This is a genomic window from Shewanella sp. GD03713, from assembly GCF_029843705.1.
Classification (GTDB): Bacteria; Pseudomonadota; Gammaproteobacteria; order Enterobacterales; family Shewanellaceae; genus Shewanella.
Map to the genome: position 1 here is coordinate 3,012,508 of NZ_JAOCIW010000001.1, position 25,168 is coordinate 3,037,675.

At 45.6% G+C, this 25,168-nt stretch carries 23 protein-coding genes; 7 read left to right on the plus strand and 16 right to left on the minus strand.

Annotated features, from left to right (window positions below):
• Positions 1 to 54: 54 nt before the first annotated feature.
• Positions 55 to 825, minus strand: a complete 771-nt coding sequence (locus N5E87_RS13345) for a TSUP family transporter (protein WP_023267800.1) — start codon at positions 823 to 825, stop codon at positions 55 to 57.
• A gap of 141 nt (positions 826 to 966) precedes the next feature.
• Between N5E87_RS13345 and N5E87_RS13350 the strand changes: the two genes are divergently transcribed.
• Both N5E87_RS13350 and N5E87_RS13355 read left to right on the plus strand, forming a co-directional pair.
• Positions 967 to 1,875, plus strand: a complete 909-nt coding sequence (locus N5E87_RS13350) for a LysR substrate-binding domain-containing protein (RefSeq protein ID WP_086902631.1) — start codon at positions 967 to 969, stop codon at positions 1,873 to 1,875.
• 115 nt (positions 1,876 to 1,990) lie between these two features.
• Positions 1,991 to 3,322 (plus strand): IS4 family transposase, encoded by a 1,332-nt coding sequence (locus tag N5E87_RS13355; protein WP_043015601.1) that lies wholly within the window; start codon positions 1,991 to 1,993, stop codon positions 3,320 to 3,322.
• 49 nt (positions 3,323 to 3,371) lie between these two features.
• On the opposite strand, the gene N5E87_RS13360 is transcribed toward N5E87_RS13355, so the two are convergent.
• The 5 genes from N5E87_RS13360 to N5E87_RS13380 all read right to left on the minus strand — a co-directional run bounded on the left by N5E87_RS13360 (position 3,372) and on the right by N5E87_RS13380 (position 6,980).
• Entirely contained in the window at positions 3,372 to 3,758 is a 387-nt protein-coding gene (locus tag N5E87_RS13360; RefSeq protein ID WP_086902584.1) for a ribonuclease E inhibitor RraB, read from the minus strand.
• Between the two features lie 22 nt (positions 3,759 to 3,780).
• Positions 3,781 to 4,011, minus strand: coding sequence for an RNA-binding S4 domain-containing protein (locus tag N5E87_RS13365; protein ID WP_011623208.1), 231 nt, complete (start codon positions 4,009 to 4,011; stop codon positions 3,781 to 3,783).
• Between the two features lie 70 nt (positions 4,012 to 4,081).
• Positions 4,082 to 4,618: a GNAT family N-acetyltransferase gene (locus tag N5E87_RS13370; protein ID WP_086902583.1), complete on the minus strand. Its 537-nt coding sequence runs from the start codon at positions 4,616 to 4,618 to the stop codon at positions 4,082 to 4,084.
• Positions 4,619 to 4,692: 74 nt separating this feature from the next.
• Complete coding sequence (locus tag N5E87_RS13375) at positions 4,693 to 4,971, minus strand: peptidylprolyl isomerase (RefSeq protein ID WP_011623210.1); 279 nt, start codon at positions 4,969 to 4,971, stop codon at positions 4,693 to 4,695.
• Positions 4,972 to 5,150: 179 nt separating this feature from the next.
• Positions 5,151 to 6,980: a DUF885 domain-containing protein gene (locus N5E87_RS13380; protein WP_086902582.1), complete on the minus strand. Its 1,830-nt coding sequence runs from the start codon at positions 6,978 to 6,980 to the stop codon at positions 5,151 to 5,153.
• 80 nt (positions 6,981 to 7,060) lie between these two features.
• On the opposite strand from N5E87_RS13380, the gene N5E87_RS13385 reads away from it, so the two are divergent.
• Positions 7,061 to 7,570, plus strand: coding sequence for a diguanylate cyclase (locus N5E87_RS13385; protein WP_086902581.1), 510 nt, complete (start codon positions 7,061 to 7,063; stop codon positions 7,568 to 7,570).
• Between the two features lie 51 nt (positions 7,571 to 7,621).
• Here N5E87_RS13385 and N5E87_RS13390 read toward each other — a convergent pair whose 3' ends face one another.
• From N5E87_RS13390 to N5E87_RS13435, 10 genes are all read right to left on the minus strand, one after another.
• Positions 7,622 to 8,869 carry a tetratricopeptide repeat protein gene (locus N5E87_RS13390; protein ID WP_086902580.1) on the minus strand — a complete coding sequence of 416 codons (1,248 nt, stop codon included), beginning with the start codon at positions 8,867 to 8,869 and terminating at the stop codon, positions 7,622 to 7,624.
• 2 nt (positions 8,870 to 8,871) lie between these two features.
• Entirely contained in the window at positions 8,872 to 9,495 is a 624-nt protein-coding gene (locus tag N5E87_RS13395; RefSeq protein ID WP_011717517.1) for a TonB family protein, read from the minus strand.
• Between the two features lies 1 nt (position 9,496).
• The gene (locus N5E87_RS13400; protein WP_011623215.1) at positions 9,497 to 9,901 is read right to left on the minus strand and encodes a biopolymer transporter ExbD; all 405 of its coding nucleotides are present in this window, start codon (positions 9,899 to 9,901) and stop codon (positions 9,497 to 9,499) included.
• A gap of 13 nt (positions 9,902 to 9,914) precedes the next feature.
• Entirely contained in the window at positions 9,915 to 10,442 is a 528-nt protein-coding gene (locus tag N5E87_RS13405) for a MotA/TolQ/ExbB proton channel family protein (protein ID WP_011626575.1), read from the minus strand.
• Positions 10,442 to 11,797, minus strand: a complete 1,356-nt coding sequence (locus N5E87_RS13410) for a MotA/TolQ/ExbB proton channel family protein (protein ID WP_011717518.1) — start codon at positions 11,795 to 11,797, stop codon at positions 10,442 to 10,444. Before N5E87_RS13410 ends, N5E87_RS13405 begins: the two co-directional genes overlap by 1 nt.
• On the minus strand, positions 11,797 to 12,579 hold the full coding sequence (locus tag N5E87_RS13415; protein ID WP_011717519.1) for a DUF3450 domain-containing protein: 783 nt from the start codon (positions 12,577 to 12,579) through the stop codon (positions 11,797 to 11,799). Before N5E87_RS13415 ends, N5E87_RS13410 begins: the two co-directional genes overlap by 1 nt.
• Before the next feature lie 389 nt (positions 12,580 to 12,968).
• Positions 12,969 to 13,925, minus strand: coding sequence for a class I SAM-dependent methyltransferase (locus tag N5E87_RS13420; RefSeq protein ID WP_086902579.1), 957 nt, complete (start codon positions 13,923 to 13,925; stop codon positions 12,969 to 12,971).
• 73 nt (positions 13,926 to 13,998) lie between these two features.
• A complete protein-coding gene (locus N5E87_RS13425) occupies positions 13,999 to 16,668 on the minus strand; it encodes a TonB-dependent receptor (RefSeq protein WP_086902578.1) in 2,670 nt (889 codons plus the stop codon).
• A gap of 277 nt (positions 16,669 to 16,945) precedes the next feature.
• Positions 16,946 to 18,154, minus strand: coding sequence for a porin (locus tag N5E87_RS13430; protein ID WP_086902577.1), 1,209 nt, complete (start codon positions 18,152 to 18,154; stop codon positions 16,946 to 16,948).
• A 220-nt stretch (positions 18,155 to 18,374) separates the two neighbouring features.
• Positions 18,375 to 20,807, minus strand: a complete 2,433-nt coding sequence (locus tag N5E87_RS13435) for a DNA polymerase II (RefSeq protein ID WP_086902630.1) — start codon at positions 20,805 to 20,807, stop codon at positions 18,375 to 18,377.
• Positions 20,808 to 20,947: 140 nt separating this feature from the next.
• Here N5E87_RS13435 and dinG point away from each other — a divergent pair, with 140 nt between their 5' ends.
• The 4 genes from dinG to N5E87_RS13455 are packed head-to-tail and all read left to right on the plus strand — an operon-like array spanning position 20,948 to position 25,164.
• Positions 20,948 to 23,020: an ATP-dependent DNA helicase DinG gene (gene dinG / locus N5E87_RS13440; RefSeq protein WP_086902576.1), complete on the plus strand. Its 2,073-nt coding sequence runs from the start codon at positions 20,948 to 20,950 to the stop codon at positions 23,018 to 23,020.
• A gap of 9 nt (positions 23,021 to 23,029) precedes the next feature.
• Positions 23,030 to 23,803 carry a TSUP family transporter gene (locus tag N5E87_RS13445; RefSeq protein WP_086902575.1) on the plus strand — a complete coding sequence of 258 codons (774 nt, stop codon included), beginning with the start codon at positions 23,030 to 23,032 and terminating at the stop codon, positions 23,801 to 23,803.
• Complete coding sequence (locus N5E87_RS13450) at positions 23,794 to 24,462, plus strand: primosomal replication protein (protein WP_176370290.1); 669 nt, start codon at positions 23,794 to 23,796, stop codon at positions 24,460 to 24,462. The genes N5E87_RS13445 and N5E87_RS13450 overlap by 10 nt, the downstream gene beginning before the upstream one ends.
• Before the next feature lie 9 nt (positions 24,463 to 24,471).
• Positions 24,472 to 25,164 carry a DUF2057 domain-containing protein gene (locus N5E87_RS13455; RefSeq protein WP_086902574.1) on the plus strand — a complete coding sequence of 231 codons (693 nt, stop codon included), beginning with the start codon at positions 24,472 to 24,474 and terminating at the stop codon, positions 25,162 to 25,164.
• Positions 25,165 to 25,168: the final 4 nt, after the last annotated feature.

A 25,168-nucleotide genomic window follows, 5' to 3' on the forward strand; every position in this document is an offset into this window, starting at 1 on the left:
CACAAATTGTGCAATCGGCCTTATCAGGGAGAGTTAAATATGAGAGAGGCTATATCAAAACAGATGATATTGGCTGGCTAGTAGCTTCACACTCATGGCTAAGGACATAGTCACCACTAAAGGCTTAATGATCTTAGTGCCCTTGGTCACGACTAAGCGCGAACCTAAGGTGGCGCCGATAGCCTGACCAGCAAGCATCACTAAACCGAGCACCCAAATCACTTTGCCACCTAAGGTAAAGAAGATAAGCGAAGCAATATTGGTCGAGAAGTTTAACACCTTGGCGTGTGCCGTCGCTTTTGCCAAACCAAAACCGGCCAAGGTCACAAAGGCCAGCGCGAAGAAACTCCCTGTGCCTGGGCCAAAAAAGCCATCGTACAAACCCACACCGAGCGCGGCGGTAAAGGCAAAAGCGGTAGGCGTTAATACTTGGTGGCGGTCATCTTCCGATATCTTTTTCGAAAACAAGAAATAACAACCAATCGCGAGGATTAAAAAAGGTAAGACTAACTCCAGTACTTTGGCATCGACCAACTGCACCAGAATAGTGCCTAAGGCGGCGCCCGCAAAGGCACAGATAAGGGACAGTTTAACGGCCTTCAAATCAACTAATCCCTTACGCACAAAGTACAAACTCGCAAAAAAGCTGCCACCGCAGGCCTGTAATTTGTTAGTCCCGAGCGCTACCGCCGGCGGTAAACCCGCCCACATTAACGCAGGGATAGTCAGCAAGCCCCCGCCGCCGGCGATAGAGTCGATAAACCCCGCCACCATAGCCACGCCAAAGAGTAATGCCGCAATTTGTAGAGTCAGTTCAAATTCCATGATTGTTATTATTGAGTAATAGGAGCTAAGGCTTCGCATTAGACTGCGTTTGCCTTATAAACGCAAAGGAGTTATTGTCGCGCTAGCGTGAGCAAAGCTCACACTAAATACCCTTATCATTTATTCGATTCGGATACGCCTATGTTTACTTCCTTGCCGCCCCTCAATGCATTACGGGCTTTCGAGTCTGCCGCCCGCTTGCAAAGCATGACTCTTGCCAGCAAAGAACTGCATGTCACCCATGGCGCCATCAGTAAACAAATCCGTGTATTAGAAGAATTCTTAGGTTTTGCCCTCTTCGTGCGCCTGCATAAAAAAGTCGCACTCACGGACGAAGCCAAGCGCTACTTGCCCCATGTGCAAGCGGCTCTGCAAACCTTGTCCAGTGCCACCGCCGATTTACGTAGTCAAGGCTCGCGGCCACAAACTTTAGCTATCAATGTGTTACCCAGTTTAACCATCAACTGGTTAATCCCCCGGATGGAGCAATTTAAATCTCGGCATCCGCATTTGTATGTGGATCTTTCGATTGGTGACTTCGCCGTCGATTTCAGCCAAGGCCGTTACGACATCGCCATTCGCAGCAGCACTCAACTCCCCAGAGGGGTTAACTACATCAAACTGATGGATGAAGACTTGTGCTTAGTGTGCGCGCCGTCACTCGCGCCTAAGCTCAAAAGCATCGAAGACATCAATCAGGTCACCCTACTGAAACACACCACACGGCCAGAGCTTTGGGAATATTGGGCGGATAAAGTGGGACTGGTACTCACGCAGGCACAAACCTTTGGCGTCGAGCATTTTTATATGTTGAGTCAAGCCGCAGCCAGTGGCATGGGCGCAGCACTGATCCCACGTTTTTTTATCGAAGATCAATTGGCCAATGGCAGCTTAGTGATCCCGTTTCAAGCGCCTTTTACCAGCCCATACGCTTATTACTTGCTCACGCCCAAATCCCCTAGCCTACCGCTAAAAGTACAAGCCTTTATCGATTGGATGCTCGAGTTATTTGCCCCATATCGGCAATCGTCAGATAGCGTCAAAGCCTAGATAGCAAAAAACCACCTGAGCGGTTAACACCGATCAGTTAAGGCATTGATCAGTTGAACGATCCTACGGATGGTTAACAATACCCTCAGTACACTAATTGCTGAGGGTATTTTTTATGTTGGCTCACTGGCTGATTGATGTCGATACGTTTGCTGCACCAGAATCACTGGCTCTCTTCCAAAAAGAACTCCCGCTCGAATGGATAGAGCAAGCCCTTGATTCTACCAATAAAGCCAGCATGAGACGGCGTAAGTTACCCGCCGAACTTGTCGTTTGGCTAATTGTCGGTATTGGCTTGTATCGGGATAAACCCATCACGGAAGTTTTAGATAAACTAGACCTCAAGCTTTCCAACCACTTAGGGGATTCTGTTGCACCAAGTGCTATTCCTCAAGCGAGAAAGCGCCTCACCGCCCAACCTTTGGAAGCGCTTTTTAAACTGACAGCAGCCCATTGGACCCAGCAGGAAGATAGCGATGACAAATGGTTTGGACTGAGTTTACTTTCTGTCGACGGCACTCAGTTCCGCACCCATGATACCGCCTGTCTTGCAGAGCACTTCCAATACATCAAGTACAATGAAAACCACCATACTGAATACCCGATTGTTCGATTATGTGCCCTCACATCGCTGCGAAGTCGTTTATTACATGATGTTGTCTTTGGGCCCAGCTCGACAGGAGAGGTCTCTTATGCCAAACAGCTGGCCGCTTCAGCCCCCGCTCACTCCCTGACGATTTTTGACCGCTGTTACCTCAGTGCCGAGTTGATGATTAATTGGCAACGGCAACATACGACGAGTCACTGGATGACGCCGATAAAATCCAACACGCAATATGAAGTGGTTGAGCAACTGGATAAGGAAGGGCGAGACCTTTTAGTGGAAATGAAAGTGTCAGCCCATGCTCGGAAACAAGACCCAAGCTTGCCGGAGAAATGGCAAGCCCGCCTTGTCCTGTACCCTAAGCCAGAACAACCTAATCACGTCATAGGTGTTCTCACCTCCTTAACGAGTCTGGAATATGGTACGCAGTCATTACTGGATGTGTATTTTGAACGATGGGAAATAGAGAACAGCTACGGAGAGATAAAGCACAATATGCTCGAAGATGAAGTGCTGCTACGAAGTCAGTCTGTGGAGGGGGTAATACAAGAAATCTGGGGAATATTGATAGCTTACAATTTGGTTCGCCTGGAAATCAGTCGTATTGCGAGAGAGGCGCAGGTATCGCCATTGCGTATAAGTTTTATGATGGCATTGAGAGATATTCAGGATGAGCTGATGTGGTGTGCGATAGCCTCCCCCGGCTCCATCCCGAGAAAGCTAAGGGCCATGCGGGAGAGAGTTAAACGCTACATACTGCCCCAAAAAAGAAAACGGCCCAAAGCAAGGACCGTTCGTATCAATAAAACTCGCTACCCTGTTCGCTCTAAACACCTTAAGTGATAGGTGTTAACCTGAGCGGTGGTTTTTTAACGCTTATCCGGCGATAGGCTTAGTGATGGCAATGTTCATCATGAACATGGTCGTCATCCATAAACTCATCATCACCTTCTTGATGTTGCATCACGCCCCATCCATCGGTCATGCCGCCAAACTCGGCCGAAAAATCATTGAGAATGGTCTCTTGCTCAACCAAGTCATCGTAGTCTGGCACCATGTTGATGCATACGATGATTTCCCACTTACCGAGCTCATCGTTAAGGTTCAGCTCAACTTCGCCTTCTAAATCGGAGTTAGCTAACTCTTCGAGTGCAGTTTCAGCATCGCGCTGATCATCGAAAACTAAAAAGAAATCAACATCGAGGGCTTTAGTGAGGTCAATTCCGGCTTCGGCCATCGCAGCCAGCATTTTGCCATTATCGTCGTCTGGAAATTGCATATCCTACTCCACAGTATCTGGCTTATTCAGCCGCAATGATTTGAACCGATTCACCATTAAAGCTGACGATGTCACCCGCAACGACTTTTTTACGTTTGCGCGTTTCCACTTCGCCATTGACGGTAACTAAACCTTCATCAATAACATGCTTGGCTTCGCCGCCAGCATTCGACATGCCTTGTACCTTTAATACTTTGTACAATTCAATAAAATCTTCGCCAGGATATAAAGCTAACTGATTAATTTGCGCCACTTAAACACGCCTCAAAAAATAAACCTGCGGCATTATAGCAGCATGTCCCATGGGATGCAGATAATTTAACTTATCTTTGCCTTTCATCGGTGAGCAGCCCATAGGCGGATTCATCTAGCCACTCATCGCCTATCTTAAAATGCTGCCGAAATACGCCCTCGAGTTGAAAGCCACATTTCTCCATTACCCGGGCTGAGCCGATATTATCTTTAGCGCAGTACCCAACCAATTTATGGACTGACAAACTTAAACAGGCCCAATCGACAACCGCCTGTAAACTCTCAGTGGCATAGCCTTTACCTTGCCCTGCGTGCGCCAGTAAATATCCGACCTCGGCACGTTGCTCCTCCACACTTTGACAATGAAGGCCAGTTAAACCGATAAACTCACCGGTATCCAGCGTTTCGATCGTCAGCGTAAGCCAATCGCCAGAGGCATAGTCCCAGGTGACTGAGCGCTGCTCAAACTTTTGCCGGATCACTTCGGGAGCTTCAGGAATACGCACGTAGCGATTGATGTCAGGATCTTGGTGTAATGCCAAGAAATGTGGCCAATCCTGCTCTTGTAAACTGCGAAGTCTTAATCTGTCGGTATAGAGTTCAAGCATAGCGGCTCCCCAATGGATGGACGAACTAAAAAAAATGGCAGCCAAACGCTGCCATTGTCTCGGCAAGAAGAAGATTAACCGCGGCTGGTGACTTCGAGTAAGTGGTAACCAAACTGGGTTTTAACTGGACCTTGAACCACGTTTAATGGTGCACTAAATACTACTTCATCAAACTCACGCACCATCATGCCTGGGCCGAATGAACCTAATTCGCCACCTTGGGCACCCGATGGGCATGAGGAATGGGCGCGGGCGATTTGCGCAAAATCGGCACCATCGAGGATCTGTTGTTTAAGTGCTTGGCACTGCTCTTCGCTGCTCACTAACAAATGTCTTGCTGTAGCCTGAACCATGATAAAACTCCCTGAATAATCCTGAGACATTTGCCCCAAATATCATATGGTTCCCGTTTTTATGACTGAAAACGGGATGTGAATGTTGAGTATAAAAACATTCTGTTTAATTAAAAAGTCTTAAACCGCGCCGTCATTGATTTTGTTATCGGTAACGGCGCAGCATAATCGACTCTAAGTTAAGCCTTAGTCGCCGCAATCCAACGATCGATCTTCTGCTCCATCACCGCCATAGGTAGTGAGCCAGAGGTGAGGATCTGATCATGGAAGGCTTTTAGGTCAAACTTATCACCCAGGGCTTTTTCAGCGCGTTCACGAAGAGCGAGGATTTTTAGCTGACCTACTTTGTAGGAGAGCGCTTGACCCGGAATCGCCATGTAGCGCTCAACCTCGGCAATAATATCCGACTCCGCCATGGGCGAATTATCCTTCATATATTGAATCGCTTGTTCGCGGCTCCAGCCTTTGGCATGTAATCCCGTATCTACCACCAAACGCATCGCACGCAGCATTTCGTCTGAAAGCTTACCAAAGTATTGATAAGGGTCGCTAAAGAGCCCCATTTCGATGCCTAAGTATTCAGCATACAACGCCCAGCCCTCTTCGAAGGCGGTATAGCCACTGAAACGTTGGAACTCAGGAACGCCTGTTAGCTCTTGCTTAATGGCGATTTGGAAATGGTGGCCAGGCGCGGCCTCATGTAATGACAAGGTCGTCATACCCCATTTCGGCTGTGCTTTTAGGTTATAGGTGTTGATATAAAACACCCCTGGACGGCTCCCATCCACAGCTGGTGATTCATAGGACGCGCCAGCAGCAGATTGCTCTCTAAAGCTTTCAACCGGTTTAACCACATAGTCGGCCTTTGGCATAACATTAAAATACTGTGGCAATACTTGGTTAATCTTATCTTTCAACACCATATAACCATCGATTAAGCCTTGGCGATCGCTATAGAAGTATTGTGGCTCAGACGATAAAGAAGCAAAAAAGGCTTTTAAGTCACCTTTAAAACCTACTTGCTCACGGACTTTGTCCATCTCAGAAAGAATGCGTGCGACCTCATTGAGACCAATTTGGTGAATTTCATCCACTGGCATGGTTGTGGTGGTATGAGAATTGGCTAAATGCTGATACCAAGCTTTACCGTTTGGTAGACCAGACCAACCGTCCGTCGCGCGGGACTTAGGTAAGTAAGTCTGCTTGAAGTAATCACGCAGTCCCGTTAATGCAGGCACTAAACGCTCATTAATCATCGCTTGATAACTTGCTGTTAGCTCCGCTTTATCTTGATCCGAAAACCCTTCTGGGAAGTGATTAATCGGTGAATAGAAAATGCTTTGGCTGGCATCCGTAGTAAGCATGGCATCAAGCTGTGGAATAATCCGCTCAACTAACACGCGAGGTAACACCACCTTACTGGCAATACCTTCATTCATACGATTCTCGGCCAATTGGATCCAATCAATAAAGCCGTTAACACGCTGCTCCCAGTTGCGATAATCCTGCACTGTATTAAAAGGCTGCGCACTCTCACCACTGCCCAATTGCACCATAGTGATCACAGTACTGTAGAACTGGCTGATCGGCATAAAGCGTGATGGGAAGGTTTCGTCCACTAGGGCCATTTCGCGGTCATAAACAAACAGCGCGTAACTGAGTTGTAAATCGGCAGGCAATTGCTCAAGGTCAATCGCCCTCACTTGCGCTAAATAACGGGTATTCAGATCATGACGCGCCTTAAGATATTCCTCAGTTAAGTCGCCGCCGAACTGCGCGTTGTAGTCATTAACACCGACAAAAGTGGCGTAAATCGGCTCTAACTTTAAGTAATCTTTAAAATAGGCATCGACTAAGGCGACGTATTTAGACTCAGCGGTTTGAGTTTCAGTTTGCGCCGCAGCGGCTTGGGTTGAGCCTTCTTGTACCGCTGCCGTTGTTTCCGGCTTTGAGCAACCTTGCAAAGCAAACACTAACGCTATCGTTCCCGCCAATAAACTTAATTTCATCTTTTATATTTCTCCTTTTGGGTCCGTGATAGCCAAACTCTTCCTATACTTAGTTCAAAGTCTGCTTACGGGATTCATCTATGATCTACTCATTTCGTAACTCAGGTTTTAGGGATCCTGAAACAGGGGTCTATAACCAAACCTATTTCATGGAAGTATTCAACCGAGAGTGGCACAGGCACATACGTGAGCAGCAAAGTTTGGCGTTATTGTATCTGTGCCCTCACATTCATGAAACCGTCAAACAACCCCATTTACTCGAATTCTTTACTAAACAGGTACAAGAAGCACTGCTACGGGCGACAGATTTGATTGCAAGGTTAGATCACAACCATTTTGCGTTAGGACTTTTCAATATTGATGAGGAAGGTACTGAGGTGGTGTTAAAGCGTATCGAACAACATATTCAAGAGTTTAATCAAGAATTTGGTAAAAATCACAAACTGAAAATTGATTATAAACTTGCCGCTTGCCTGTGCTTACCGACCCAAGAAAAGCGTATCGAATCCTTATTTAATAATGTCTCAAAGCTGTCACTCGAGCTTGAACGGAATCAGCAACAATCCCAAGTGCTTATCAAGCTGCAATAAAGAAAAAGCCCCTTACGGGGCTTTTTAGATCTGCATTGCGAATACAGTGAATTACAGTTCGACGTTGTGCATACGCGCTTTTTCTTTGATATAAGCGATATAGCTGTTTGCACTCTTCTCGGTCTTCTTATCCTTCGCGGCTAATACAGCGCGGTTATAAGCTGACTTGTACTGTTTCAAACTTAAATGGGCTAATGCCAATTCGAAGTTTGCTTCACCAGGATGTTCGATACCTAAAGAGATGGCTTTCTCAAGCACTGGAATCGCTTCAGAGTATTTCTCATTCAAGCTCAGTAAACGGCCTTGTTTCAGGTACAGCTTGCCATCGTTATTGATAGCAGCCGCTTTTCCATAAAACTCAGCAGCTTCTTTGAACTCTTTCGCGTTTTGGTAGAAACCAGCCAAAATCTCGTAAGATTTAGCATCTTCAGTGATGAGGCCCGACTTCATGTTCTTTTGGAATACTTTAGCTGCTTGATATGGCGCACCTTTCTGTGCCATCAGCTGAGCTAAACGAGTGATGTTAGCTCCAGTATCCAAGAAACCATTACGGTAAGCCAAATCATAAGTCGCTAGCGACTTATCATAGTCTTCTACCATCAGATAAAACTGTGCTAACTGAACCCATAATCTGCCATCATCCGGGAATAACGGCACCATGACTTCTAACACACCAACGGCTTTTTTATACTTCTTCTGGTTGAAGTAAGACGTCAGTTTCATCTGATACAGACCTTTATCAGGAGCTTCGGCGAGTGAAAGGCCTTTATCAGCCACTTCAATCACTTTGTCCCACTGTTTCAGTTCTGTGTAAGCAATACCGATACGACGATACATTTGAGAATCAGCCTTACAAGTGAAGTCCATCCACTTGTAATAGTAAGGAATCGCTTCCTTAAACTTCTTCTCTTGTAGCAATAAGTCGGCGTAGAGGCGCAGTGTCGCCGCGTGATCTGTTCCACCTAAAATATCCGCCTCAACGGCTTGTTTTAGGTACTTGATCGCAGTATCCATCTTGCCTTTTTCGGCATAGAAGTTACCAAGCATACGCGCAACATACGCTTTATCGAAATCGTTCTTTGGGTTGGCTTCCAACAAAACGGCAATCGCTTCATCAAGCTGGCCATTGGTGTAAGCTTCAAATGATTTCTGAACCTTCTTCGCAGCACTTTCACCTACCGCTTTAGATTGGCGCTTATCGATTTCACATTTCTCAGCCGCAACAGCTGAAGAAACAGATAAGGCACCACCACAAAGAGACAGTAATAACGCAACTGCGATTTTATTAGCATTACGCATTGTTATTTGCCTCCTTTATCTAAAGTGAAGTCTAGTTGTACTGTCATGCCTGGTTGTTTTAGTGGCTTGCCGTCAACAATCTTTGGCTTGTACTTCCACTTCTTCAGTGCACGAATTGCTTCTTTGTCGAATAAACGTTTAGGTTCGGCTTGGATAACTTCAACGTCATCTACACCACCTAATTCGTTAATCGTAAAGCGTAACTGCACCCAACCTTCTTTACCGTCACGCGCCGCTGCAATTGGATATTGTGGTTCGATACGGACGATAGGTGTTGCATCACCGTCACGTGTCATCATGTTACCCAATTTGAAACCACCGGCACTGTGACCACCCGCTTCAACACCACCCATATTGAACGACATAGACGTATCAATATTTGATGAAGTGTCTGGTGGCGTAGTATCAGGCTTTTGTGGTTGCTCTGGTGGTGGTGGCGGCTTAGGCACTACCCTTGGCTTATTCTGTGCTTTTGCATCCTGTCTATCCATGGTGATTTCAATTACAGGGGTCTCGGCCGATGTTTCAGCGCGTTGCGCCCCACCACCGACCAAGAACGCCATAAAAGCGAACAGACCAAAAGTCACAGCAGCACCAATAATGATTGATACTAGTGCTCTTAGCATATTAATCGTTCCCCGCAGATACCGAAATCTTATCTATACCAGCCGCTTTGACTTGGTCTAGAACTTTAACAACTAAGCCGTGTTGCGTATCTTTGTCGGCCTGGATCAGCACTGCTGCTTCAGGCGCTTCAGCTAGCATACGCTCAACGTTTGCAGTTACACGCTCGATATCAACCTGACGGTTTTCCATCATGATCACGCCAGTTTTGCTGACGCCGATAAAGATGTTAGCCGAAGGCTTAGAAGTCGCTTGTGAAGCTTTTGGTTTGTTATAGTCCAAACCAGATGGTTTCACGAATGACGTTGTTACAATGAAGAAGATCAGCATGATGAACACGATGTCGAGCATCGGTGTCATATCAATTTGCGCTTCCTCGTCTACACTGGAATGCTTTTTACGTGCCATGTTCAATCTCTCTCTAGTGGTGCGGCATGCTGTCTTTTAGCTTTTCTAAGCTGATTTTCATTTTGGCATCAAGGCGAGTACTGAAGAATACTCCCGATAATGCTGCAACCATCCCCGCCATAGTGGGCATTGTTGCCATTGAAATACCAGCCGCCATTAAACGAGCATTACTCGTCCCCTGAACTGCCATCACATCGAACACTGAAATCATACCGGTAACAGTACCTAACAAACCTATCATAGGACAAATCGCTACTAAGGTTTTAATGACCAGCATACGTGCATTCAAATCTTGCTTCGCTTGGGACAGCCAAGCTTCACGGATACGGTGTGCATACCAAGAGGTAGTTTCCTCTCTAGCATCCCATGCAGCTATGATTGCTTTATGTTGCTTTGGTGATATCCAATTAAGATACCAGTAACGCTCAAGCATCAATACCCACATTAAGAACAGCACAAACGCTACTAACCAGAGGACGTCGCCTCCGGAGGCCATGAAGCCCCTGACGGAATCCCATATGTCCATCAGGTGAATCATCATTAGTCAGCCCTCTTCTCAGCGTGCGCTGCGATGATACCAGCACTTTGCTCTTCAAGAACTTGCACGATTGACTTGCTACGAGCAACAACAACTGCGTGCATTAACATCAGAGGCAGAGCCGCAACCAGACCTTGAACTGTAGTGATAAGCGCCATAGAAATACCGCCAGCCATCAGTTTTGGATCGCCAGTACCGAACAATTGGATACTTTGGAAGGTTGCAATCATACCGGTTACTGTACCTAACAGACCCATCATAGGTGCGATAGCGGCCAGAACTTTGATGATTGAAATGCGAGACTCTAACGCAGGCGTTTCTTTCAGAATCGCTTCGTCAAGTTTCAGCTCTAATGTTTCAACGTCAACGTCTTTGTTCTCTTGATACACTTTCAGGATACGACCTAAGGCGTTGTTACCTGGCTTATCAATGTTCTTACGTTGGCTGTTCACACGAGCGCCGATGATAGTCATAGTCACTAAACGTTCGATAGAGATCAACAGACCTAATGCTAACAGAGCGATAATGATGTAACCGATTGTACCACCCGCTTCTAAACGATCTTCAAAGCTTGCTTTGTTTGTGAAGATGTTTAACAGCACGCCACGAGCTGGGTCGATGTAGAATGGCGCAGTACCAGAAGTGGTTTGTTCCCACTTACCTACTGCACTAACTTGGTAACCTTCAGGCTGTTGTGATAACTCTTGAATTAAACCTAATTCTGGGTTGTAAACAACATACTTGCCATCAGCAGTTAAGTTGTAAGTACCAATACGGTGAATCGTGGTGTTTTTAACGCTACCGTCGATACCGGTTACAGAACCTTCGAATTTAACAACCTTACCAGATTGTGCCATTTCGAATAATTGTTCTTGCCAGAATTGCTCTAACTCTTCGATTTTTGGTAATTGCTTACGCGCACCTAAATCAGCGATGAACTTATCGCGATTTGGGTATTGAGCACTAACGTTTGAACTCGCTAATTTACCAGCGAAATCGCCCGCTTCACCTTTAACCACACCGAACATCTCACCCAAGTCACCTTGAGCAGTTTTCAGGTCTTCCTCTAACTGAGCAATTTTACGCTCGTTGTCTAAGAAAGCTTGGTTTAGGTCTTTACCGCGTTGCTTCTCAGCCGCTAAAGCATCTTTTTCACGCTTTAACAGAGCTGCTTTATCGCCACGCTCAGCTTGGAACTCTTGTTCACGTTTGCTGTTAACTTTGCCTTCAGCAGCGCGATCAACTTTAACTTGCTGCAATAATTGATCGATGGTCTTAGGCGCATCAGCAGCGCTAGCCATACCAGCAGTTAAAGAAAAACTTGCAGCTAATACAGCTGTAGTAATTAACTTCTTCATTATTGTGCAGTCTCCGCAGCAGGAATTGGTAACGCGAATAGATCTAGAGCGCCTTGTTTACGGGCAATGCGGATACCTTTGGTCAGTTCACGCAAATAGCTGTCATCTAACTTATCCCAACCCTTAGATTCTGGGTTGTACATCCAGCCAGTCTTTTGATCTAAGCTCTGAGCATAAAGAGCTACGCGACCTAAGTTAAAGAAGTCTACTAATACTTCTTTACCATCTAAGGTCAATTTACCTTGGTTAACTGCAACAGCACTACCGTATTCACGCTCGATGCTGTACGCATCCAGAATCAAACGGTATTTTTCAGCTAAAGTTACTTCAGCAGTGTTTAACAGTGTTTTTAACTCTTTAACGCGGTTAGCGCGAACTTCAGAGTTAAATGGCAGATCTAATTGAACGAACTGTTCTAAAGACTCAACCATTTTAAACATTAAAGGCACAACGCCCTGACGCAGTTTATCTACGCCGTTAATGTCAGTTTGAATCGCGTCCATCGTTTTTTGTTGGTCAGCGACTAAGCTGGCAACGTAATCGTTATAGGACTTCAGTGATTCACGCTCATCAGCAACAGAACCATACTCAAAAAGCATGTCTTGTGCTTGATCGAAATACTTATCAACATTCTTTTGCGACGCAGCAGCATCAGCATGGATCATACTATCCGCTTTTTGCACGTCGGTAAGAGGATCTGCAACTACTAAGTTGCTGCTCGCTAATGCCAGCACGCCAACAAGTGCAGTAGCGATTTTTGTTCTATTGCTTACCTTGGACATAGTTCCCAACCAATTTGAAGTGAATAAAAAAGTTAACTTAACAGCAACATCACTTTAAGCAAGACTTACTTTAGTAAATGCTTACTGTAAGTCCATCTTTCTCTTGTGATTCTTAGTTTTTTCTTCCCTTTCCTATGCCTTTACAGGCATAGACCCGCTGGCATCATTTCACAAAATGTTGACCTGTGTCAACATTCGGGACACGTAAAAACTAGTGTAAAGAAGTCTTAGTTATGAATTTTTTTACGAAAGGTGTTTTTTTAAACAAAACACTATCTGGCGCTCCCTTAATAAGGGATTTAGAATACTAGAACCGTCAGAAACCCTAGTATAAAATTCAAAAGCAACATCTAAGTGAATTTCACTGAAATACCGAGCAGCGTTAACCATCATTTGTGGATTACTAAAGTTATGCCAACGTGTTTCCCTTCAACGAATAGTTCCGAAAAGCAGTATTGAACGTGTAGCCTTTCCAAGCTTTCTAAGAGTAATTGCTTTCTTTTTTCATCGATGACTGAATCCAATTGATCACGAATACGCATTCGATAGAAAAATAACTGTTTGCAATATTCATCGAAGATTGCAACATTCTCAGTCTTTAGCTGATATAAAAGTGGGGCAATTTTAGATAAAATTGAATTAAACCAACTGTCACATCCCATATCCAGGGCCTTTGACTTCAACCACTTCACTTGAAACAGTAAAACCTCATTTAATCGCTTGAACTCAACATCATCAGCTAAGCTCTTACCTTCTTTGATGAATTTTTCTGCATAAACCAATACCGCCCCAACCTCTTTTAGAAATGGACTCTTATCTAATAAGATATTTAGAAAGGACAATCCGAGTCTAGAATCGGCCACGATTTCAGACTCAGTTGCGTGCATCAACGCACAAAATCTCCCATTGGGTGCCAACAACCTACATATCTCAGGTAAAGATTGAGTCAGATCCGAATATTCAATTGCGTATTGGCTACATATAAAATCGAAGTCCCCAGACTCTAATTCACTTCGCTCAATAAAGGTATTTCCCCTAAATGAAATATTTTGCAATGCCTTATTGATGCTCTCATCAGAATAAATGTTTACCTTTGGATTAATATCTGCGGCATCGATACCTAGAAGTTCCCATACAAATCCTAATGTTTGCGCGTATTGATAACAGAGTATGGCTAAAGCACCATTACCAGTACCTATATCCAAAACCTTAGCCCCATTAGATAACGCAGATAATTGATTTTGCCAAAAATACAGCATTTCACCGTGATATCCGAGAGCACTTTGTCCTTCAGAAAAACTATTTAATGATCGGGAGTTTTGCCAGTAGTTAGTCCATTGCTTCATAAATTATCGCATAAAATAAAAATAGAAAGGCAGGGTTTCCCCTGCCCTTTGATACAGATTTACACTAAGTCATTTAGAATGATTGGCTAATGCGGAAGTACATCACACGTCCCCAACCATTGTAGAGGTTGTAGTTGTACTCACGACCACCGTAACCAATTAACTGAGGCTCTTTCTCGAACGCGTTTTCTGCGCCAACACTCAGTTTAGTATTCCACGGGCTAGTGTAAGTAACTTGAATATCATGAGTTACCCAAGAACCAATATGCCCATCACGAACTAGATTACCAGTGACATCATCTGTATAAACGTCAGAGTATTGGTCACCAATTAAGTTGATGTTCCAAGCAAAGTCGAAGTCACTGAATGTATAAACGTTTGATAACGTGACACGTTGTTGTGGCATACCAGGATCTTGTACTAAGTCACGACCATCGTCAATTGTATAATCTAGCATGTGGCTGATTTGTAAATTTTGAGCTAATGAACCTGCTTCACCGAAATCGAAGTTAGTTCTTAAGTTAAAATCTAAACCAGAAGTTTTCAGCGTACCTTCGTTACCGTAACCAGTGTTAATATAGTCGATATCGCCACCAGCATAACGAACAACACCTAAACCTGCAGGGATTGGGTCACCCGCTTCTTCACGATCGATCAAGTCCTGAGCACTGAAGAAAGCTATACGTTCTTCAATTTCAATGTTGTAGTAATCGATAGCAAAGTTCAACCAGTCAGTTGGTTGATAAGCAATACCCGCAGCCATTTGAGTTGAGCTTTCAGATGCTAAAGCAGGGTTTGCTAAACGGTAAGCGTTAATCTGCACGCCTGAATCTGGACATTCTGCATAGCCTAAAGCTGCACAAGTTGCTGCATCATCAACTGAGTCAGCAGAGAAAGCCGTTTTCTGAGTTAAAATATCTAAGGTTGGTGCACGGAAACCTTTACCATAAGAAGCTCGTAGTACAAGTGCATCAATTGGTTCATACTTAACAGAAACTTTTGGCGAAAAATCTGAACCGTAGTCAGAATATTTGTCGTAACGACCAGCTACAGTCATTTCCAAATTATCTAAAATTGGCACTAAAGTTTCAAAATATGCCGCTTTGACATCACGGTCACCACCTGCAGAGTTACCAGAAGAGCCACCAATTAAGCCAGCTTCAGACTGAGAGTCATAGGCATCGCTATAGGTTTCTTTACGGTATTCAGCACCAACGAATGCTTGGATAGTACCTGCTGGTAAATCAACGATATCGAAAGAAGCGTTCATATAGAACTCATCGATATTGAATGTACTGTTACGTGTAGTAGTAGCAGCAGAACCTTTTAAAACATCATCAGGGTTAGAACTTGGGTTTTGAACGTCATAACCATAACGACAGTTAGTGGCATCGAATGAACCATCATCACAGTAACCTGGGTTGAAGTCATTGACATAAGCCCAAGCAGTACCCGCCGCTAAGAAACCATTACCAATTTCATTAGTAGAGTTACGAACACGGCGGAAACCCGCTTCAACTTCAACAGCATCAGCAATAATACCGCTAGTACCAACTAAGAAGTCAGTGTTTAGGTTTTTAACGGTCGTATCACGGTTACCTAGCGCTGCGAAACGATGGTAAATGTTCACTCCTTGCGCGGCACCAACAGCTGGATCATAGGCTACAGCGTTCGGGTTATTGGCAGTATCATAGAACCATGCATCTGGATTAGTCGGGTTGTTATAACTATCAGCCGCAATGTAATAACCTTGGAAAGCGTTGGTATCTGGCACTGGAGCATAACGACCAAACGATTCAGTTTGTGCCGCGCTGGCATTAGAGAAAACCTTCCAATCATCATTGATTTGGTGTTCACCTTTCAAGAAGATGGATTGGTTATCAGTCGAGGCTTCGTTTGCGTTAGTTGCGTTGAAGTTATATACGCAAGCAGCACCGTTCATGCGGAAGTTTTCTTCTGAACATCCACCAGGGATAGCAAGGTAGCCACTACCACTTGCTAAACGGTAGTTGTTACCATATGAAGAGCCACCCGGAGTTGTCCATGGATAATCGCGAGCAAATACGATATCGCGTTTGTTCCATGATACACCTCCTAATAAAGATGTTTTATCGCTAGTTGAACCAAACAGTACACTACCCGCACTTCTATCACCGCCATCTTTTGGAATGCTTGGTGAACCTTCGGTGTAGCTCATTTGCACACCGTTGAAATCTTTACGAGTGATGATGTTTACTACGCCACCAATCGCATCTGAACCATAAATTGCAGAAGCACCATCAGTCAGAACTTCAACACGCTCAACTGCACCTAATGGGATAGCGTTTAAGTCTTGGCTTGAACCTGTTGATGGCGACATAGTCAGACGACGACCATCAACTAACACTAGAGTACGGCTAGAGCCCAGACCACGTAAGTCAAGAGATGCCGTACCCTGTGCGCTGCTACCAGACTGTGGGCGGAATGAACCTGTTGAGTTGAATGTGGTGTTACGTAATAAGTCAGTAACTGAAGTTTGACCTGACATATCAATAGCGTCACGATCGATAACTGTAACGGGTACAGAACCTTCCATATCTGTACGCTTAATGCGTGAACCAGTTACTTCAATACGCTCAACTTCTTCTTTTTTAGCAGCGGTGTCGTCAGCAGCAACAGCTGAAACGCTCATAAAAGTTGCAGCGGTAACACCGCCAATCAATGCTAGGCGCACAGATTTAGCTAGTAAGTTATTCTTATGCATTGTCTATCTCCCTGGACATATTATGTCTTATTATAATCCGCTTATTAAATAAGCAGTTTTAAACAGGAGTTCTTCGGAATATACGAAGAACTCAGCGGGGACAATAAAATCACATATAAAACCTTTAATCAACATAAAATAAACAAATAAAAAAAAATGAAGACATGCCACAGCGGGAGGCCTGAATAACGGCGGCATAAACAAAAACGCCAGTCATTGCTGACTGGCGTTTTTTGTTAACTTTTAGTTATCTAGTTTCTAGATAAACAACTGAGGCTTAAAGCGTATAGCGGATACCGATGGCGATGCCGTCGTCTTCTGACAATGACATTCTGGCTTCTTGCGCTTGATCTGAGCTGGTAAAGTCGCTGTAGTCTTTACGTGCTTCAACATACAGAACCGTGTTTGGATCCCAAACAAAGTGTAAACCTACAACTACAAACTGACGCTTGAACACATCGTTAGGATCGGCGTTAAAGTTAGGTTGAATAACATAGTCTTTACCTGCATCCAGAATGTTGTAAGACACAAATGGACGTAAACCGTTATCAAACTTGTAAGAAACTAAAGTTTCAACACCATAGGCATCTTTGATCAAGCGACCAATGTTGTCGGTATCATGGTTTTCTTCTTTGTGAACGTTGGCCGCAACATATAAGCCATCTTTATCGAAGTCGCCCCAAGTTGCGCCCACGCCGTAGATCAGATCAACAGCGGTTTTTTGGTCGCCATTGCCATAGGCAATATCAAATTCACCGCGGTTAATACCCGCCATCAAGCTTAGCTTATCTGTCGCTTTGTAAGTTACAGAGCCGCCATAGGTGTAATCATAAGTGACTTGTTGCGCTTCTTTCTTACCAGCGTTCCATTCCGCTTCACAGGCACTCTCTGTGATGTTTTCGATATCACAGGTATAGAAACTGCTATTTTTTAATTGCGCCTGAACCGCAAAACTTACATCACCAATGCTGTTACGGTATTGAACAACTTTGTCACCGCGACCAACGCCGTTTACTGCACCGTCGTCTTTGTTAAAAGTGTAAACACCTGCCGCGTTACCATCCCATACAAAACCGTAGTTGGTGTTGTAAACCACGTCATACCAAGCACCCCATTGCTTACCAATAGTGATAGTGCCGTATTCATCGTGGCTGATGCCTGCGTAGCCTAGACGGTTGTAGAAGAACTCGTCCTGCACCGATTCGAAACGGTTGTTATAGACAATGTCGCTGCTGCCAACAGGATTCACGCCCCATTCCAACTTGGCAAATGCGTTCCAACCATTGGTTAACTCACGGCTGAAACCAAAATTAATTCGAGAAGCACCATTAACAACTTCAGTTTCACCTTGGGTATTGATTACGCGCACATCAATAAAGCCACCGATTTCTACCGCATTTTTATCGTCTTTGTAGATTTCGATTGCTGATACTGCTGGCGCGAGAAAGAGTGCTGCTAGCGCAGTTGCTACTAACGTTTTGTTCATTTGGTGCTTAACCTTTTCGTTTATGTTTTATCAACGTCATTCCGTTGTTATATTTCCTTACAATTTCCCGGTGAGAGTAGCAAATTTTCATTCCACTCTCCAAGCGAAACCTAAAGATTATGTAGAGAAACATCACAAAAACAACGTGTTTAACCTCTATAAAACAGGTTAAAACACTACAAAGACCCGCAAATAAAACACAAAACACACAACGGCAACACTAAATTAACAGCAACTGTTTAGAGGCAATGTTCGTGTAATTTAATTTCATTATTGAAAAGACAGGCTCTGCAATAGGGCCAATTTGCTTATCTATGTAGTATTGATAATCAATTGTAGACGATCTATGCGAAACCGGTTCAGGACCGTTTACAGTAATCACATAATCAATCTGTGCCCCTCGCTTGCCAAAGGATGTCTTTCCTGTTAATTCACAAAGTTGGCGCGCGACTTTCACATGGGGAGAAGACTTGGCCGTGTATTCATCTAAATTACGGCGCATGCGTTTGCTAAATACCAGCTCATCATCGCGTTTACCAGCCAGCAGCTCAGCAATCACATCCGTTAAATAACCACTAATATCCCTTTGGTTAAACATGCGCTCATAGAGTTCAGCTTGTACCTTACGCGCCAAAGGGCTCCAATCACTGCGAACCTGCTCCATCCCCTTAAAAGTGATTTCCAGCACTCCATTTCGATTGCGCCAAGCACCGACATAACGCTTCTTACTCCCCTCCTCCGAGCCCCGCAGGGTCGGCATAAAAAACTGCTCGTAGTGGCGTTCAAACTGTAGTTCGAGAAAACTTTCTAGCTGAAACTCCTGCGCAATTTTACTTTGCCATTGCTGATTCATTCGCGCAGCAATCTGCTTACCTAAGGCATTAATATCACTGAGATCGGGCTCTGAGCCTAAATAGACGAAGGTGGAGTCGGTATCTCCATAAATGACTTGGTAGCCCATGTCCTCAATCCAAGCACGGGTTTGCTTCATGATTTGATGACCGCGCATGGTGATGGAGCTTGCCAGTTTCGCATCATGGAACACGCAGCCTTGGGAACCCAAAACCCCATAAAGCGAATTCATAATGATTTTAATCGCTTGCGATAAAGGCGCATTCGCCTCACGCTTGGCTTTTTCGCGTTGTTCAGAGAGATTTTGGATGAGTTTTGGCAGGATCGGTTGATGCCGATTAAACCGCGCGCCCAAAAAACCGGCAACGGTTTCAGGCTCATCTAATGCCGATCCCTCCTCGTCATCCAAGCCTTCAATCAAGCCCTTAGGATCAATTAAAAAAGTCCGGATAATCGATGGATAAAGGCTTTTAAAGTCAAACACTAAAATATGTTGATAAAAACCCGGGACAGAATCCATTACATAACCACCAGGGCTTTCTATCCCTTGGCTAGCAGGCTCTGCGGGCGCGACGAAGCCTGCCCTATGTAAATGCGGTAGGTACAAATGGTTGAATGCGGCGACCGAGGCGCCTACGCGCCCCAGTTCTAACCCCGTTAATTCGGCGCGAGCGAGGGCAAAATCCCACAATTGAGTATGCTCAAAGATATCCCACACTAAGCGACTATCGGTCAGATTATAATGTGCAAGCCCTTGTTTATTTTCGGCATATAGTGCATCAATCTCTTGTGCTCGATTTTCTACATCATGAATCGCTTTGCCTTCACCGAGTAGCGCTTGGGCAACAAACTCCAATGAGAAGCGCTCGAATTGGTAAAAGGCCGCCTTTAGCCAATCGATACCATCGAGCACCACTCGCCCAGGCAAACTTAAGGTTTCTGGCCGAAATTTATTCTCCACCTTCCACTCGAGGAGCGCACCACCGCGACCAATACGCAACGGGATCCGGTGCAACAACGCACGCCGATATAGCAAGGCCAAATCAAAGGTCACCACAGACCAACCAATGATCACATCGGGATCAAACTCAGTAAACCAAGCGATGAGACGATGGATAAGCGCCGCCTCATCGCTCACCCATTCGATGTAGATTGCAGCATCAGGCTGCGGCTCACCCACCATGATAACTTTTTCATAGGGCTGAGATTGCGCATCGCGCCCATAAAGGGCCACGGAATAGAGTAATCCGTCAAAACTGCATTCAAAATCGAGGGAAATTGAACGCAATTTTATTTCCGGCTGCGGCGCAACGGCTTTGGCCCGTACAGCGCTAAAAATGGGCAATTGTTCATCTATGCCAGCGTTACTGACAAAATGCCCTAAAAATGCCACATCGAGCGCTACAAAACGTTCGATTAAAAAACGCTGCTCGGGACGGATATCCGCCTCAAATAAGGGAATACCAGCATCCGTCGCTATCCGCTGTAAATGACGAAACACACTGCTCGACTGGGCATAAATCGCCGCGACGGATTGTCTTTTAAAGCTTTTAAGTGCAAGCGGTACAAAGCGCAGTGCCTGCCCCGGCGTTTGTAACTGCAATGCCGCCATATCGCTTTGATGACAAAAACAAATGTACTCAGAGCCAGGTAACTCCACCAGCACAGGGCCTGAAACGGTGGCGAGATAATACTGCAGCACAAGCGTTGCACCGCGCGTAATAGCATGGCGCGTGAGGACGCGTCCCTGTACACTCACTGGCGCAGCCGTTTCAGGCGGCAGACTCTCGGGGGGATTCAACTGCGGTTTCACTCTAAGGCTCTCGCTGCTTATTGATTCTCGGGACACAGAATAAAATTGCCATAAAATGGCAGAAAAGTTTCTTAGGCTATGCAATCACTGTTATTATGTACAGCATTAATTCGATAAAGTAGTGCCGCATGTTACCTGACAACGTAAAAAACCAGATCCGCGCTATCTATAAAGATATTGCCGCCGCTTTGCCTAATTTTAGGCCACGCCGCGAGCAAAATTTTATGGTGGCAGAAATCTCTAAGACTCTTGCTGGCGACTATGACAAAGATAGACGCATCATAGTGGTCGAAGCGGGTACGGGGATTGGTAAATCATTGTCTTATATTTTGGGCACGATTCCGCTTGCACTTGCGAGTAAGAAAAAGGTCTGTATCGCTACCGCAACCGTGGCGCTTCAGGAGCAGTTGCTGCACAAAGACTTACCGTTTTTTCTCGAACAATCAGGGCTAAACTTTCGCTTTGGTCTGGTAAAAGGGCGCCAGCGTTATGTCTGTTTGTCCAAACTTGCCATGCTGATCGGCGATGATAACAGTACCCAAATGGCCATGTGGCAAACAAAGCCTGATAACAGCCAAGTTGCAATGTTGCAGGAGCTGCTCAGCGACTTTAATGAAGGCCGTTGGAACGGTGAAATCGATACGTTATCGACACCGATACCGGACCATCTCTGGCAACAAATCGCCTGCGATAAACACAGTTGTCATCGGCAACTCGCCAGTCATCGTAATTGCCCGTTTCACAAAGCCCGCGAGGATGTGGACACCTGGGATGTACTGATCGCCAACCACAGTTTGCTGTTCGCCGACTTGGAGCTGGGGGGCGGGGTGATTTTGCCCGATCCCGAAGACGTATTTTATGTCATTGACGAAGCTCACCACTTACCTATCGTCGCCCGGGACTTTTCTAGCGCGCAGGCAACGCTTAGAGGCGCCGCCGACTGGCTAGAAAAAGTCGGTAAGACCAGCGCCAAGTTACAAAATCAAATAAAGAGCAACAATATCATCGCCCCTGCGCAGGCGATGCAGGATCATATCGGAGACTTAATCGCTCAGCTCAATCAAGTCGCCCATTTCTGTGATACCCAGACCAAGCAGTTTGCTAATCCTGAGAGCCGCTATCGGTTCGAACACGGCAAATTGCCCGATGCACTGAAAATCCCCGCCGAGAATCTCGCGGCCACCTCCAATCTCGCCCTCAAGCAATTTAACAAGATGCAATTATTGCTGGCTGAGACGATCAAAGATGGCGACATTCCTAAGCACCAAGCGGAAGCGCTACAGGCCGAAATGGGCTTTATGTTGCAGCGACTCGAAAACCTGCAAAAGCTCTGGAAAATGATGGCAAAGGAAGATTCGACTAAAGGCGCGCCCCTCGCCCGCTGGATTGAATTGCTCACAGGCAAACAGGTCGATTACTTGTTTAGCGCCTCGCCGATTGAAGTCGGTTTTATGCTCGAATCTATGCTGTGGCAAAAGGCGGCTGGCGTCGTGCTGTGCAGCGCAACCCTGCGCGCGCTGAATAACTTCGACCATTTCGCCCATCAAGTGGGATTATCGGTAAAGGACGGCAGTCGTTATCTCGCCCTGCAATCCCCTTTCGATTATCCGAATAACGCCACGCTCTACTTACCTAAGATGAAAACCGAGCCGACGGACGATGCCTATACCGCTGAGCTTGCCGAGCACATTTTGGAGCTGATTGACGGCGAAATGGCCACCTTAGTGTTGTTTGCATCTTACTGGCAAATGGAGAAAGTCGCTGAATTGCTTGAGGGCAAACTCACGCAGGAAATCCTTATTCAAGGAAATGCCCCGCGCCAGCAATTGCTTGAGACCCACAAAGCCAAGTGTGACAAAGGTGAGCCGAGTATTTTGTTCGGCACGGGCAGTTTTTCTGAAGGTCTAGACTTACCCGGAGATTACCTCACCAACCTCATCGTCACTAAGCTGCCCTTTGCGGTGCCGACATCGCCCGTTGAGCAAGCCCATGCCGAGTATGTGAAAATAAAGGGCGGAAATCCGTTTCTGCAACTCACCATTCCAGATGCATCGCGAAAGCTTATCCAAAGTTGTGGTAGATTACTGCGTAAAGAGCAGGATTATGGCCGAGTCACTATCCTTGATAGACGATTAGTGACCAAACGTTACGGCAAATCCTTGCTAGACGCACTACCCCCCTTTAGACGAGTCATTGAGTAGGATTAAGATTTGGAGTTGTTACTCGAGCCCAGTAACTGGGCCCTGTTGGCTGTCATTGGCTTAATTGCAGGTTTTATCGATGCCGTAGTCGGTGGTGGAGGCCTGCTCTCCATTCCTGCCCTGCTCACCCTCGGGATCCCGCCCCACACTGCCTTAGGTACCAATAAATTTGCCGCCAGTTTTGGCTCCTCCATGGCGGCTTGGACCTATTATCGCCAACATCTGCTCAAACCCAGTTTTTGGTATATGGCGTTTATCGCCACCTTTATTGGCGCGGTGCTCGGCAGTGTGTTGGTGTACTTGTTAAATGCCCTGTGGCTTGAAAAAGCCTTACCACTGCTCATTATTGGCATCGCGATATACAGCTTGCTGAGCCCAAATGCCATCTCGGATACCGATTGTCAGGCACCAACAAAAGCTCAATCTAAACTCAAACAAAGTCTGCAAGGGCTATTGCTGGGTGGTTATGATGGTTTTGCCGGCCCTGGCATTGGTGCCTTTTGGACTGTGAGTTCAGGCGCTTTATACAAACTACCACTGTTGCATAGCTGCGCGCTTGCCAGAGCCATGACTTTTACCAGTAACTTAACGGCGCTGGCAATCTTTGGCTTTCTAGGGCAAGTCCATTGGCAAATCGGTCTGTGGATGGGGTTATCTATGATGCTCGGCTCCTTTATCGGCGCCCGCTGCGCGATAAAATTTGGTATGCCTTTTATTCGGCCTTTGTTTATATTAATTGTCCTGTCAATTGCCGCTAATCTGGCGTGGAGCGCATGGTTTTGAACACTTCGCAGCTAATCAGCACGTTGAAAAATCAGCTCACAACACTTGAGCAAGAGGTACTGCAACACGACAGTCATCTTGCGCCGAGCCAGCGTAAACTTCTGCAGGATATTGAGCGCTTTAATCAGTCGCTGTTTATTCAAAATGGCGCCCAACTCATGCCTTGCATTGAACAAATTCGTAATAGTATCGGTCAGTTAGAAAAGCAAATCGCTCTAAAACTCGCGCCGCAAACCATCGCCTTAAGCTGTGAACGTATTCAAGACCGTTTTACCGCGGTTAAACGGGCGCTACTGACGACCTCAATCGATATAAAGTCTAAAAATCAACAACGTGCCAGTAAACGTGCGCGTTTTGCCCAACAACAGACCCAATCGCACCAAGCCAGTGGGTTTGCTTGGATTGCCAGCAATGTGTTACAAAATAGCCACGAAATCTATGCCGAATTGAATAAGCATCTGAATTGGGCTAAGAAATTTGAACAAAAAATTGCAGAAATGGAATCAAAACTTGAAAACTGTCATAGTGCTGACAAAATCCGTTTGCAAAATGACATCCTTTTGATGCATCGTCGTTTGGGTAAATGCAGGCAAGCCATCAGTTATATCGAAGATCGCATTCAAGCATTCGAACGTCCGCATCAGAGTCATAATCGTTAAGGAGCAACAATGAAATCACTTTTGCCAATCAGCAGCCTGCTAGTGCTACTCGGCTCTGCCTCAGCCTTTGCCGCAGATCTGAATATCCCTATGTCCTTCGAATACCTTGCCCTCGATGGCAAAAAAGTCGAGTCCAGCGTATTCAACCATAAAAGCAGCTTAGAGTTGGCGCCCGGCACTCACAAAATCGCGATCCGTTACCATGAGATGGTTGAAGACGATTTCAGTGACAGCCAGACCTTCGTTAAGTCTTCCCCTTTTATCGTGACCTTAGAAGTGGACGGCGATCATCAATATTATTTGCAAGCCGCTGAGGGCAAGGTCATTAAAAAGCCTAAAACCTTCGCTCAAAATCCTCAGGTCGTATTAACCCGCTCTGACAAAGGTCAGGTGAATTACAAAGTGACAAACACCGACATTGAAGAAGAGAGCTTTGTCTCCCGTCTCTTTAGCGGTAACCAAGCGGTAGATGTGCCAGGTACTGCCGCCGCTGCAACGGGCGCAGCAGGCACAGCGGCGGTTGTTGCCACACCAGCCCCCACTTCTGCCCAGGCAGCTGTGAACGCCACCTCATTAACCGCTCCGGTTGATACTTCTAAAGCGGCTGGCGCGAATCCACAACAGATGTTGCAATACTGGTGGTTACAAGCCGATGAGAAAACACGTAAAGAGTTTATGAGCTGGGCTATTTCACAACTCTAATCAA